Annotated in this window: 13 protein-coding genes, 1 pseudogene and 1 riboswitch; of the genes and pseudogenes, 11 read left to right on the top strand and 3 right to left on the bottom strand. The window is 65.4% G+C overall.

The genetic code is table 11. From position 1 onward, the window contains the following. A pseudogene (locus C2U70_RS19490) lies at positions 1-250 on the top strand (RNA methyltransferase); the annotation flags it as partial. Positions 251-268: 18 nt separating this feature from the next. Here C2U70_RS19490 and C2U70_RS19495 read toward each other — a convergent pair. Further along, positions 269-718: a GNAT family N-acetyltransferase gene (locus C2U70_RS19495; protein ID WP_140980046.1), complete on the bottom strand. Its 450-nt coding sequence runs from the start codon at positions 716-718 to the stop codon at positions 269-271. 103 nt (positions 719-821) lie between these two features. Beyond that, positions 822-953, bottom strand: a complete 132-nt coding sequence (locus C2U70_RS33710; protein WP_283810391.1) for a hypothetical protein — start codon at positions 951-953, stop codon at positions 822-824. Between the two features lie 208 nt (positions 954-1,161). Here C2U70_RS33710 and C2U70_RS19500 point away from each other — a divergent pair, with 208 nt between their 5' ends. The 7 genes from C2U70_RS19500 to C2U70_RS19530 all read left to right on the top strand — a co-directional run bounded on the left by C2U70_RS19500 (position 1,162) and on the right by C2U70_RS19530 (position 8,617). Then, on the top strand, positions 1,162-2,337 hold the full coding sequence (locus C2U70_RS19500) for an ROK family transcriptional regulator (protein ID WP_186294366.1): 1,176 nt from the start codon (positions 1,162-1,164) through the stop codon (positions 2,335-2,337). A 62-nt stretch (positions 2,338-2,399) separates the two neighbouring features. Next, positions 2,400-3,683: an ABC transporter substrate-binding protein gene (locus C2U70_RS19505; protein WP_140980048.1), complete on the top strand. Its 1,284-nt coding sequence runs from the start codon at positions 2,400-2,402 to the stop codon at positions 3,681-3,683. After that, a complete protein-coding gene (locus tag C2U70_RS19510; protein ID WP_433960687.1) occupies positions 3,680-4,609 on the top strand; it encodes a carbohydrate ABC transporter permease in 930 nt (309 codons plus the stop codon). Before C2U70_RS19505 ends, C2U70_RS19510 begins: the two co-directional genes overlap by 4 nt. Then, positions 4,602-5,459 (top strand): carbohydrate ABC transporter permease, encoded by an 858-nt coding sequence (locus C2U70_RS19515; protein ID WP_140980049.1) that lies wholly within the window; start codon positions 4,602-4,604, stop codon positions 5,457-5,459. The genes C2U70_RS19510 and C2U70_RS19515 overlap by 8 nt, the downstream gene beginning before the upstream one ends. Positions 5,460-5,469: 10 nt before the next feature. After that, positions 5,470-6,585: an ABC transporter ATP-binding protein gene (locus C2U70_RS19520; protein ID WP_140980050.1), complete on the top strand. Its 1,116-nt coding sequence runs from the start codon at positions 5,470-5,472 to the stop codon at positions 6,583-6,585. After that, complete coding sequence (locus tag C2U70_RS19525) at positions 6,582-7,346, top strand: SDR family NAD(P)-dependent oxidoreductase (protein ID WP_140980051.1); 765 nt, start codon at positions 6,582-6,584, stop codon at positions 7,344-7,346. The genes C2U70_RS19520 and C2U70_RS19525 overlap by 4 nt, the downstream gene beginning before the upstream one ends. 194 nt (positions 7,347-7,540) lie before the next feature. Beyond that, positions 7,541-8,617 (top strand): Acg family FMN-binding oxidoreductase, encoded by a 1,077-nt coding sequence (locus C2U70_RS19530; RefSeq protein WP_186294367.1) that lies wholly within the window; start codon positions 7,541-7,543, stop codon positions 8,615-8,617. Positions 8,618-8,655: 38 nt separating this feature from the next. On the opposite strand, the gene C2U70_RS19535 is transcribed toward C2U70_RS19530, so the two are convergent. Further along, positions 8,656-9,504 (bottom strand): DUF1194 domain-containing protein, encoded by an 849-nt coding sequence (locus C2U70_RS19535; RefSeq protein WP_140980053.1) that lies wholly within the window; start codon positions 9,502-9,504, stop codon positions 8,656-8,658. Between the two features lie 245 nt (positions 9,505-9,749). Further along, a riboswitch (Fluoride riboswitch) is annotated at positions 9,750-9,829 on the top strand. 117 nt (positions 9,830-9,946) lie between these two features. Between C2U70_RS19535 and C2U70_RS19540 the strand changes: the two genes are divergently transcribed. From C2U70_RS19540 to crcB (C2U70_RS19555), 3 genes are all read left to right on the top strand, one after another. Further along, positions 9,947-11,170, top strand: a complete 1,224-nt coding sequence (locus tag C2U70_RS19540; RefSeq protein WP_140980054.1) for an MFS transporter — start codon at positions 9,947-9,949, stop codon at positions 11,168-11,170. Between the two features lie 16 nt (positions 11,171-11,186). Then, positions 11,187-11,576 (top strand): fluoride efflux transporter CrcB, encoded by a 390-nt coding sequence (gene crcB / locus C2U70_RS19545; protein WP_140980055.1) that lies wholly within the window; start codon positions 11,187-11,189, stop codon positions 11,574-11,576. Positions 11,577-11,951: 375 nt separating this feature from the next. Beyond that, complete coding sequence (gene crcB / locus C2U70_RS19555; protein WP_140980056.1) at positions 11,952-12,380, top strand: fluoride efflux transporter CrcB; 429 nt, start codon at positions 11,952-11,954, stop codon at positions 12,378-12,380. Position 12,381: the final 1 nt, after the last annotated feature.

Consider the following 12,381-nt stretch of genomic DNA (forward strand, 5'->3'; position numbering starts at 1 on the left):
GGTGCCGCCAGAACTGCGCGATGTCGACGTCGTGGTGTTCGACCCGCCGCGCCAGGGCGCCCAGGCGCAAGCGCTGAAACTCGCATCGAGCAAGGTACCGGTTATCGTCGCCGTATCCTGCAACGCCGCGACCTTCGCCCGCGACGCGCGGCTGTTGATCGACGGCGGCTACAAAATCGAGACGGTGGTGCCGGTCGACCAGTTCAAGCACACGCCGCATGTCGAGCTGGTGGCGCGGTTTGCGCGCTGAGATCAAGGAGCCGGTCCATCAATCGCCGGGCCGCCGCGCGACGTAGCCGATGCGCAAGCCCGGCTCGAACCCGCAGGCTTCATAGAAGCGGTGAACGCGCGGATCCTTGCGGCCGCTCTGCATCAGCACGTGATGACAATCCCTGCGCCAGGCTTCCGCCAGCGCGGCGGCGACGACGGCGCGGCCATGGCCGCGGCCCTGAAACTCGGGATGGGTGACGACGTTTTCGAGAAAGCCGTGTTGCCGTCCACCGCGCAGCAGATTGGGCGCCGTGATCAGCATGCAGGTGGCGACGATCTTGTCGCCCGCCGTCGACACGAGCACCGCGATGTCGTCGCGCGCGAGCGTTTGTTGCCAGATAGCCTCACGCCTCGCCTGCGGCTCGGCAGCAGCACTCACCTCCGATACGCGAAACAGATCCAGCAACCCGGCAAAATCGGACGGCGCGGCAAGCCTGGCGTTCGGCATTCGGCGATCCCCTGTGTGTCCCCGCAGTTAAGCTGATTCCCGCAGGGACAAGCGACAGCGAAGTCGCGGGGCCGCCTCGATCTTTTGTCGGCGTGCGTGATCTTCAATCCGTTTTGGACACACCCATGCCGAAGACCAGTTGATTGCCGTCGGGATCGAGGATGTCGAAATCGCGCATGCCGTAGTCGTAGGTCTGCGGCGCGCTGACCGGCTTGGCGCCGCGCGCGACCAGCATGGCGGAACTCCAGCGTAGCAACAATCTCCGTGAGTGCATTTGGCAGCACTCGACGCACATGGCACACGAAACGCTGCAACTTCGAACGATTCAACCGTGCCGTCTTTGCTGCCGCGCACAACAGCAAGTTCGCGCGCAAGCCGGCAAGCACCTTGACAGCGGAAAGGCTTCGCGCTCATTCTTACACTAAGTAAGAATGACGTCAGGGATGGAAATGTCGGAGCAGCCGAGAAGCCGGCGGCAGACACGCGCGGCCATTCTGGGGCATTTGCTCCAGTCGGGTGGCACGTTTCGGCCGCCTCTGGCGCGGGCCGTGCGCCTCTCCGAGGCCAGCCTGTCGCGCATCCTGTTCGACCTGAAAGCGGAGGGCCTGATCGAGGAAGTGCGGTGTCCTGCGCCCTATTTCGGCGGCCCCTCCGCGCTCGTGTCGCTCGACGGTTCCGTTGCGCTCGCAGCCTTTGAGCTCACCGCACGAAGATGGAGCGTCGGCGTCGGCGCCCTTTCCGGCGAGCTGCATTTTGCCGAACGGGTGTCCTTTCCGAAGAAGCCGACGGTCGCATCCGTCGGACGTGCCTTTCGCGATGCACTGGAGCTGCTGCAGGACTGGACGCGGAAACACCGCGTACGGCTGTCGCAGATCGGCGTCTCCGTTCCCGGCCTCGGCCGGCTGAGCGAGCTCGGCAACCCCATCATTCCCTGTGACGTCGAGCTGGTGCGCGACCTGCTCGGCGAGGCATTTTCGGACGTGCCGATAGAGATCACCAACTCCGTCGTCGCCCATACGACCTTTCATCGCTCCCGCACCGCGGACTATCCGTTTGCGGGCGCACATCTGTTCGTTTTCGTCGGCCAGGGCATTGCCGGCACCTGGGTCGACGGTCCCGTCGAGGCCGAGGCGCTGCAGCCGGTCGAGCTCGGCCACATGGTGTTCGGCGACGGTGGGCCGCGCTGCCGCTGCGGCCATCATGGCTGCGTCGAAGCCTATACGTCGCTTCCGGCCTTGGGAGACCTCATCGGCGTGCCCGAGGCCGAACTGCAGGACAGCGCCGGATGGGTGAACACGATCTCGATTCCGGCGCGCGTGCGCCAGGAGCTGCGGCGGCGCCTGTTCCGGCTTGGGCTGGCGATCGGCAATACGCTGAACGTTAAGCCGTGCCCCGGCGTTGCCATCAGCGGCTGGCCGTCGCTGCTCACAGAAGAGGATCGCAAGGCCGTCGTCGACGGCATCGATGCGTCGCTGCTGGGCGGACGCAAACACGCCCAGGTGTCGGTCGCCTTCGTGCCGCCGTCGACCGGCAACGATCCGAATGCCGCGCTCGCCTTCGCCGCCTGGTGCCTGGCGTGCCGCGGCGGCATGCCGGCCGCCTCCGTGGAGGCTGCCTGAACTGACCTGAACCACGTGACGTGAAAGCATAAAACAAAGTTCACACCCGGGAGGAACATGCCATGCCGATCACGACAACAAGGCGCCGTCTGCTCGCTGGAGCCGCTGCCACGCTCGCACTGCCTTCGTTCGCCCGCGCGCAAGGCGTCAAACCGCGCCTGACCGCGATCTCGCAATGGTCCGCAGGCAGCGATGGCGCGGCCATCACCGCGCTCGGCAAGAAGTTCGAGGAGAAGGGCGGCATTTGGCAGCATTCGCCCGTCCCCGGCTTCACCACGGAGATGATGAACAAGCTGCGTGCCCAGATCATCGCCGGCGATCCACCGGCCTGCTCGCAGCTCAAGGGCCCCGAGATCGCGGCCTGGTCGAAGATCGCGCCGACCGTCAATCTCGATTCCGTCGTCGCCGCCGCCGGCTACGAGAAGGTCGTCGCGCCGGACCTTGCGAAATTGCACAAGCCGGGCGGCAAGTGGATTGCGCTGCCGCTGCAGATCTACAGCACCAACATGCTGTTTCTCTCCAAGCGCGCGATGGACAAGGCCAAGGCCGACAAGGTCCCGGTCACCTGGGCCGATTTCAACGAGCTTGCCGAAAAGATGAAGTCGGGCGGCGTCACATATCCGATCGCCAACGGCGGCACCCGCCCCGACGACGGGCAGAAATTCGAGGCCTCGCTCGCCGGCATCAGCCCAACGGCCTACCGCGCGGCCATCATGAATCTCGACAAGAAGGCGCTTGAGGGCCCCGAGGTCAAGGCCGCCTTCGCGCAGACCCGCAAGATCGCCGACTGGATGGACCCCAATGTCGGCGCGCAACCCTTTGCCACCAATGCGAAGCGCTTCATCGACGGCGACATGGGCATGATGATCCAGGGCGGATGGGCGCAAGGCGTGCTGCGCAACGCCGGTTTCAAGCTCGAGGACTTCATCATCACCCCCGGCCCCAGCGACAACAGCAAGCCGGTGTTCCTGCTGAATGCCGATGCCTTCATCTTCTGGGAGCGCAAGGAGCCCGATCTCCAGGCCGGTCAGGCGCTGATGGCCAAGCTCGTCATGGATCCCGCGATCCAGACCATGTACTCGCAGATCACGGGGTCGATCCCCGTGCGCACCGATGTCGATCTCTCGGGTGAAGGCTGGTCGGACGGTCAGCGGCGCACCGCAGCCGCGCTCAAGGACGCGGTTGCCAACAATCAGGCCGTGCTGAGCCTCGCGCACAATATGGCGCAGGAGAACGGCCTGACCGCAGCGATGATCGACGTGCTCACCGAATACGTGAAGAACAAGACGATCAAGCCGGAGCAGGCAGCTACCCGCCTCGCCGAAGCCGTCGAGGGGGCGCGGTGACCGACACCGTCGCCGCAGTGACGCGAACAGCGCGGCCGACCACATCAGGCGTGGTCGGTCGGCTGCCCGAATATCTGACGATCTGGGTGCCGCTGCTGTTGTCGGCAGCGCACCTGATTTCGTTTTCGCTATGGACGATCTGGATTTCGTTCACGCCGTCCACCCTTGTCCCTGTTACGGGCTGGGTGGGTCTGCGCAACTACACATCGGTGCTGGCGACCCGGAACTGGAACATCGCCTTCGACAATCTCTTGCTGTTCGGCAGCGCGTTCGTGCTGCTGAGCCTGGTGACCGGCCTCATGCTGGCGATCCTGCTCGACCAGCGCATTCGCGGCGAGAACACGCTGCGATCTATCTTCCTCTATCCCCTGGCCGTGTCGTTCGTCGTGACAGGCACGGTCTGGAGCTGGCTGCTCAATCCCGGCCTCGGGATCCAGAAGCTCGTCCAGGATCTCGGCTGGACCTCGTTCCGGTTCGACTGGCTGGTCGACCGCGACATGGCGATCTGGACCATCGTGATCGCCGCGATCTGGCAATCCTCGGGCTTCGCCATGGCGCTCTTCCTCGCCGGCCTGCGGTCGGTCGATTCCGACTTGATCAAGGCCGCACAGATCGACGGCGCAGGACCGATCCGGATGTACCGCCGCGTCATCCTGCCGACGCTGTGGCCGATCACCATCACCGTCATCGTCATCCAGCTCCAGTTCGCCATTTCGACCTTCGACCTCGTCCGCGCGCTGACCAATGGCGGGCCTGGAATCGCGACCCAATTGCCGGCTCTCGTGGTCTACGACCTGATGTTCCAGCGCGGCCTGCTCGGTCGCGGCGCGGCGGCAGCCGTGCTGATGCTGCTGATTCTTCTCGCGGTGCTGCTGCCCTACGCGGCGTGGCGACATCTCCAGCGACGGCGGGCCAACCATGCGTGACCGGAGTTTTACGCCGAGCCGCATGCTCATCTATCTCGTCGTCGTGCTGGTCGCGGTCGCCTGGCTCGTGCCACTGATCGTCGTCATCCTGAACTCGCTGCGCAGCAACGAGGAAATCGCGCAGACCTCGATGATCGGCTGGCCGCTCAAATGGGCCTTCGGCAACTACCTCACGGCCTGGTCCGACTTCTGCGTGGCGCAGACCTGCGCCGGCATCCGGCCGTACATGCTCAACTCCGCGCTCGTCACCATCCCTGCGACGATCTTCTCCACCCTGCTCGGTGCAGTCGCCGGTTACGCGATCTCGCTCTGGCGCTTTCGCGGCGATCAGTGGATCTATGGCATCGTCACGCTCGGAATCTTCCTGCCGCAGCAGATGCGTCTCTTGCCCTGGACCATCGTGCTGCGTGACACCGGCCTGATGAACACGCTGACGGGCCTGGTGGCGATCCATACCATCCAGGGGCTTTCGTTCACCGTGTTGTTCTGCCGGAACTACTACGTCTCCATCCCACAGGAGCTGATCCGGGCCGCGCGCATCGATGGCGCGGGGTTCTTCCGCATCTTCTGGCGCATCATCCTGCCGCTCTCGCCGCCGATCCTGGTCGTCACCATCATCTGGCAGTTCACGCATATCTGGAACGAGTTCCTCTATGGCGTGACGTTCACGACCGGCCAGCAGCAGCCGGTCACCGCGGCGCTGATCGCGCTTTCGGCCGCGGTCGCCGACATCCCGCAGCATGGCGTGCAGAGCGCCGCTGTGATGATCGCGGCCCTGCCCACCCTGCTGATCTACCTGATCGGCGGCAAGTACTTCGTACGCGGGCTCACCGCCGGCGCCGTGAAATGAAGGGGACATCATGGCCGCGCTAAGCATTCGCACCTTGTCGAAGCGTTACGCCAATCTGGAGGTGCTGAAGGGCATCAATCTCGACATCGAGAGCGGCGAGTTCACCGTGCTGGTCGGACCGTCCGGTTGCGGCAAGTCCACTCTGCTCAACATCGTCGCCGGGCTCGACCGTCCGAGCGCAGGCACGATCGAGATCGGCGGACGCGTCGTCAACGACGTCGAGCCGAAGGACCGCGACATCGCCATGGTGTTCCAGTCCTACGCGCTCTATCCGTCGATGACGGTGCGCCAGAACATCACCTTTGGCATGGAATGCCGCAACGTGCCGAAGGCGGAGCAGGAGAAGGCGCTCACCAACGTCGCCAAATTGCTCCAGATCGAGCCCCTGCTCGCCCGCAAACCGTCGCAACTGTCAGGCGGGCAGCGCCAGCGCGTGGCGATGGGCCGTGCGCTGGTGCGCGATCCCCTGCTGTTCCTGTTCGACGAGCCGCTCTCCAACCTCGACGCAAAACTGCGGGTCGAGATGCGGATGGAGATCAAGCGGCTGCATCAGCGCATCGGCGCCACCATCATCTATGTCACCCACGACCAGATCGAGGCGATGACCATGGCGACACGGATTGCCGTGATGCACCAGGGCGCCGTGCAGCAATTCGCCGATCCCGACACCGTCTACCGCTATCCCGCCAATCTGTTCGTGGCGCGCTTCATGGGTTCGCCGCCGATGAACACGATGCCGGCGCGGCTGGAGGCCGGCGACGACGGACCTGTCGTGGTGATCGGCGCGGGGCGGCCATACGAGGTGCGGCTTGGCCTAAGGGGATACGAGGCGGCGGCCTCCTATGTCGGCCGTGAGGTGGTGCTGGGCATCAGGCCGGAATGCATTGCCGAGGGCAATCGCGCGTTTTCCGGCGCTGTGGGCGAGCCCATTGTCGTCAATGCGCCGGTCGAGATGGTCGAGCCCACGGGCGCCGAGACCATCGTGCTGCTGCGGCTCGGCGGCGAACCCGCGCTGGCGCGCATCTCGCCCGACATACGACCGGTACCGGGAGAGCGTGCGTCCTTTGCGCTCGACACCCGCCGCATTTGCCTGTTCGACCCCGAGACGGAGCGCCTGATCGCATGACTGTTTCCATCTATTCCGGCCTGGCCGGTCGCGTCGTCCTGATCACGGGCGGCGCCAGCGGCATCGGCGCCGCCTTCGTGCGGGCATTTGCGGCGCAAAAATCCCGCGTCGCCTTTCTCGATATCGACAGAGATGCCGGCGAGGCGCTGGTGCGCGAGGTCACCGATGCGTTCGGCTCCGCGCCGCTGTTCGTACCCTGCGACCTCCTCGACATCGAGGCGCTGCGCGGCGCGATCGATCGCGTCCACGGTGCGCTCGGCGACGCCGCCGTGCTCGTCAACAACGCCGCGAACGACAAGCGCCACATGCTGGCCGAATTGACGCCGCAGGAATTCGACTGGACGATGGGCGTCAATCTCAAGCACGTTGTCTTCGCGGCGCAGGCGGTGGTGCCGCAGATGCGCGCGCGCGGCGGCGGCTCGATCGTCAACATGTCCTCGATCGCGTGGATGCGCGGCGCGCCGGGGCTGCCGGCCTATGCGGCCGCGAAGGCCGCCATCGTCGGCTTCACCAATTCGCTCGCCCGGATCGTCGGCCCCGACCGCATCCGCGTCAACGCCATCGCGCCCGGCATGGTGATCACCGAGCGCCAGCGCCGGCTGTGGTATCCGGACGAGACGCAGATTGCCGAGTTTCGCACCCGTCAGGCCGTCCCCGATGCGGTGACGCCCGACGACATCGCGCAACTCGCATTGTTTCTCGCCTCCGACGACAGCCAGCGCATCACGCGCCAGTGCCTCCAGGTCGACGGCGGCTTGTGACCGAGATGAGGAGCGCAAATCAGCCGCCGAAATGGTGAACGATCACCGGTCTCAAAGATCCTGCCGGGTGTCCAGATCGTCGCGGCTCATTCCGCCGATCGCATTGCCGGAAATCGGCGTTGATGTCGGTCAAGCCCAGCCGCTGGTGAGGCGCTAGACTCGATCAGGAATTTTCCCTGGAGTCAGGCCGGGTGATCGACCGACGACACCTCATCTCCGCCGCACTCGGGCTGTCGGCCGCGGCATTCGTCAGTCGCCCCGCGAGGGCGGCGACGATGACCTATCAGGACGCGGTGCGGACGTCGCGCGCCCCGCTGCAGGTCCCTCCGAGGAACCGCGAGCTCGTCCGCTTTGCGACGCTTGCCGCCAACAGCCACAACACCCAACCCTGGATCTTCACCGCGCGTGGCGATGACATCACGATCGCGCCCGACTTCACCCGCCGCTGCCCGGCCGTCGATCCTGACGACCATCATCTGTTCGTCAGCCTCGGCTGCGCCGTCGAGAATCTCGCTCTCGCGGCCGCAATGCTCGGCTGGCGCGCAAACCCGACCGTCGTTGGCGACAATATCGTGGTCGCGCTGGAGCCGGCACCGCCCGCAGGGTCGCCGTTGGCCGCCGCCATTCCGGCCAGGCAATGCACGCGGGCCGTTTTCGACGGCAGGCCGGTTGCGCCTGATATCTTGCGTCAGCTCGAAGATGCCTGTCGCGAGCCGGCCGTCTCGACCATCCTGATAACCGAGCGCGCCGGCGTCTCGAAGGTCGCCGACTACGTGCTGGAAGGAAATTCGGCGCAGATGCGCGACAAGGCCTTCATGCGCGAGCTCGTCGACTGGATGCGCTTCAATGAAGCGGATGCAGTTGCGAGCATGGACGGGTTGTTCTCCCGCGCCTCGGGAAACCCGGCCTTGCCGGCCTGGATCGCGCGGCCGCTGTTGAAGCTCGCCTTCACGGAAAGCGGAGAAAACAGGAAGTATCGCGAGCAGATTGACAGCTCGGCCGGCATCATCGTGCTTACTGCCGACCGCAGCGACAAGGCGCATTGGATCGCGATCGGCCGAGCCTGCCAGCGATTTGGACTTCAGGCGACTGCACTTGGGCTGAAATACGCCTTCATCAACCAGCCAGTCGAGGTGGCGACGCTCAGACCGCAATTCGCGGCATCGCTCGGATTAGGTGAACGGCGTCCCGACATCGTCATGCGATTCGGCACCGGGCCGGACCTGCCCAAATCGCTGCGACGCACGCCCGAGCTGGTGATGCGCGGTTGAGCGAACCGATCGACTTCTGACTGGCCGACGGACGAACGCTACCGCCCCCAGCGATCCTGCCAGATCTTCTCGCCGATCAGGCAGTTCACGCGCGGCTCCTTGTCGGCGACGCGCACCACCGGACGATCCGGCACGAGGCCCGCGACTTCCAGCAGCAGTTTCGTGCGGATCGCTTCCTTGAACTTGTCGCGGTCCTTGATCGAGACCACGAAGGACCCGGGACCGCCGATCACGCAGTCCTCGTAGTAGTAGTCGAGATTGTCGATATCCATGGTCGAATAGGACGGTTCCTTGACCATGATCGGCAGGCCGTTGATGATGATCCCTTTCTCCAGCGCGGCATCGCGCGACACCGTGACCGGGCCGCCATTGTTGTTGGGACCGTCGCCGGAAATGTCGATGACGCGGCGCAGGCCGCGATAAGGATCCTCCTCGAACAGCGGCATCGCAAAGTTGATCGCGCCCGAGATCGAGGTGCGCGAGGCGCGGCGGATCGGCGTCTTCATGATCTCGGCCGCGACCGCGTCCGCGGTCTCGGGCCCGTCGATCAGCCGCCAGGGGATGATGATCTTCTGGTCGGTCGAGGCCGCCCATTCGAAATAGGTCACGGCGATACGGCCGTTCGGCCCGGCCTTCAGCGCCTGCAGGAACTCCTTGGACTGGATCGCCTGCGCGTAGCCTTCGCGCTGGATCGCAAGCTCGTCCATGTCCATGGAGTAGGAGACGTCGACCGCGAGGACCAGCTCGACGTCGACGGTCTGCTGGTCCTTCTCGGCCGCAAGTCGCTGTGGTTGATATTTGGGCCCGGGTGCGGCGACGCCCGCAACGTCGCTCCCGGCAAACATGCCGGCGACCAGCACAGCCCCGATCGAGAACATCAAGCGCATCGCGCCCTCCCGTCGTATGTCGCGATGGTGACATGCAATCGGCCTTCCGCAAAGTGCGAAGATGGGTTCACCTTCACATTCGAGTTAGGAAATGTGCACGCTTGCGCAAAGCCGCCGCAGGTCCGCCATGGTCGCGCCACTCGGCGCGTCATTCCGGGGCGATGCGCAGCGTCGAACCCGCATTGACCGGGTGTGAGGAAGCGCCCCCGCCCACTTGTGCGGCGCGATTTCCATGCTAGGCTTGCGACACAGATGGGGATGGAGTCCCCCGATAACCGCCCGGCGATGAACGCGATCGTGTTGGGCTGATGACTCCTGCTTGAGGTGGGGCAACAATAGGCCCCTGCCTTCGGCGGGAGCATGGACAACCCGCCGCTGGCGGGTTTTTTGTTGCCTGGATGCGCAGAGGGCTTCGCAAGGCAGAGGCTTCGAAAGGCAAGACGTGACGACGACCGAGCCAAATCCATCCCGCGCCCGGATCCCCACGGGGATCTGGGTGCTCGGCTTCGTTTCGATGCTGATGGATATCTCCTCCGAGATGATCCACGCTTTGCTCCCGGTCTATCTCGTCACCGTGCTCGGCACTTCCACGCTCACCGTCGGCTTCATCGAGGGCATTGCGGAAGCGACCGCCGCGATCACAAAAATCTTCTCCGGCGCGCTGTCGGACTGGCTCGGCAAGCGCAAGGTGCTGGCGGCCCTGGGCTACGGCCTCGCCGCGCTGACAAAACCGCTGTTTCCGCTGGCGCCGAGCGCGGGCTGGCTGGTCGCGGCGCGCTTCGTTGATCGCGTCGGCAAGGGCATCCGCGGCGCGCCGCGCGATGCGCTGATCGCCGACATCGCGCCAAGCGGGCTGCGCGGCGCGAGCTTTGGGCTGCGCCAATCGCTCGACACGATCGGCGCCTTCGTCGGACCGCTGCTCGCCATTCTCCTGATGTGGTGGACTGCGGACAATTTCACAATCGTGTTCTGGATCGCGGTGCTGCCGGCATTCCTGTCGTTTGCACTGATCACCTTTGCGGTCAGCGAGCCCGATCCGGAGCCCGGGCGGGAGACTGCGGGAAACCCGCTCAACATCGCCGCGATGCGGCAGCTCGGCGCCGTCTATTGGCGCATCGTGGCGGTCGGCATCGTCTTCACGCTCGCGCGTTTCAGCGAAGCCTTCCTGATCCTGCGGGCGCAGAATATCGGGCTCAATGCGATGTGGGTGCCGGCCGTGCTGGTGCTGATGAACATCGTCTACGCCCTCTCGGCCTATCCGGCCGGCGTGCTCTCCGACCGGATGAACCGGACCGGGCTGCTCGCCGTAGGCCTCGTCTTTCTCGCCGGCGCCGATCTTGCGCTCGCGGCTTTCCCGAACCTTGGCGGCCTCGCGCTCGGGGTGGTGCTGTGGGGCCTGCATATGGGGCTAACGCAAGGCTTGTTTTCGGCGCTCGTGGCCGACAGCGCGCCGCAAAACCTGCGCGGCACCGCGTTCGGCTATTTCAACCTGTTCACGGGGCTCGCGATGCTCGCGGCCAGCATCATCGCGGGCGCGCTGTGGGACAGTTTTGGCCCGGCCGTCACCTTCCTGGCGGGCCTCGGATTCGCGCTGGCCTCCCTCGCCGGCCTGCTTGCGATCGGCAACGGAATCACGCAAGCCGCTGATGCGGTGGAGCAGCCATGATCGGGGGCCTTGAGGCGTGCTGAGCGGACTGATCGCGATCGCAATTGGCAGCGTGCTCGGCGGATGCGCCCGCTATTTCATCTCCGGCGCCATCGCGCGGCGGATGGGCGAGACGTTTCCCTGGGGCACGCTGACCATCAACGTGTCAGGCGCCTTCCTGATCGGCATTTTTGGCGCGCTCGCTACCCATCCGGGCTCGTTGTTCGCTGCGCCCAATCCATGGCTGTTTGCGGTGACCGGCTTCCTCGGCTGCTACACCACCGTCTCCTCGTTCAGCCTGCAAACGCTGACGCTGGCGCGCAACGGCGAAGGGCTTCACGCGCTCGGCAACATCGCGGCCTCGGTCGGATTGTGCCTCACCGCGGTCAGTTGCGGCTTCCTGCTTGCCGACGGATTTGGGGGCTAGCTTTGAGATTCGCGCAAGCAGCAGCGACGACGGTTCACCTCGCCCCGCTTGCGGGGAGAGGTCGCGCCGAAGGCGCGGGTGAGGGGGACTCTCCGCGAGTCCATCTGTCACCGTCCCCTCGGAGAGCCCCCCTCACCCGACCCTCTCCCCGCAAGCGGGGCGAGGGAGACAGTCAGGCTAGCGCGCGATGACACAGGAATGCGTTGCATCCGCGGCCTCCCCTTCACCTCGCCCCGCTTGCGGGGAGAGGTCGATCGCGAAGCGATCGGGTGAGGGGGACTCTCCACGAGTCTCTCTGTCACCGCCCCCGCGGAGAGCCCCCCTCACCCCGACCCTCTCCCCGCAAGCGGGGAGAGGGAGTAGAGGGAGCGCGCAATGACCGCCCTCTCCTCCAGCGACCGTTGGCGCAGCGCCATCCTCTACACCTGGGTGGCCGCCGGCAGCATCGTCGGTGGCCTCGCGCGCTACCTCACCGGGCTCGCGCTCGACACCGGGCCGGGCTTCCCCTGGAACACGCTGGTCATCAACGCGCTCGGCTCGCTGATCATCGGCTTCTACGCGACGCTGACGGGCCCTGACGGGCGCATGCTGGCGCGGCCCGAGGTCAGGCAGTTCGTGATGACCGGTTTTTGCGGCGGCTACACCACCTTCTCGACCTTCAGCCTGGAAACCTTCCGCCTGGCCCATACCGGCATGAAGGTCACTGCGCTCGCCTATATCGGCGCGTCGCTGATCTGCTGGCTGGTGTCGGTATGGGCCGGCCATATGATGGCGGCCCGCTATAACCGCTTGAAGAGGAGCTGAT

The organism is Bradyrhizobium guangdongense, assembly GCF_006483445.1.
Taxonomy (GTDB): Bacteria; Pseudomonadota; Alphaproteobacteria; order Rhizobiales; family Xanthobacteraceae; genus Bradyrhizobium; species Bradyrhizobium guangdongense_A.

Coding starts and splice junctions, on each gene's coding strand:
- C2U70_RS33710 (WP_283810391.1), bottom strand. CDS start 953: ATGCTGGTCGCGCGCGGCGCCAAGCCGGTCAGCGCGCCGCAGACCTAC.
- C2U70_RS19505 (WP_140980048.1), top strand. CDS start 2,400: ATGCCGATCACGACAACAAGGCGCCGTCTGCTCGCTGGAGCCGCTGCC.
- C2U70_RS19500 (WP_186294366.1), top strand. CDS start 1,162: ATGGAAATGTCGGAGCAGCCGAGAAGCCGGCGGCAGACACGCGCGGCC.
- C2U70_RS19495 (WP_140980046.1), bottom strand. CDS start 718: ATGCCGAACGCCAGGCTTGCCGCGCCGTCCGATTTTGCCGGGTTGCTG.
- C2U70_RS19525 (WP_140980051.1), top strand. CDS start 6,582: ATGACTGTTTCCATCTATTCCGGCCTGGCCGGTCGCGTCGTCCTGATC.
- crcB (WP_140980056.1), top strand. CDS start 11,952: ATGACCGCCCTCTCCTCCAGCGACCGTTGGCGCAGCGCCATCCTCTAC.
- C2U70_RS19515 (WP_140980049.1), top strand. CDS start 4,602: ATGCGTGACCGGAGTTTTACGCCGAGCCGCATGCTCATCTATCTCGTC.
- C2U70_RS19535 (WP_140980053.1), bottom strand. CDS start 9,504: ATGCGCTTGATGTTCTCGATCGGGGCTGTGCTGGTCGCCGGCATGTTT.
- C2U70_RS19520 (WP_140980050.1), top strand. CDS start 5,470: ATGGCCGCGCTAAGCATTCGCACCTTGTCGAAGCGTTACGCCAATCTG.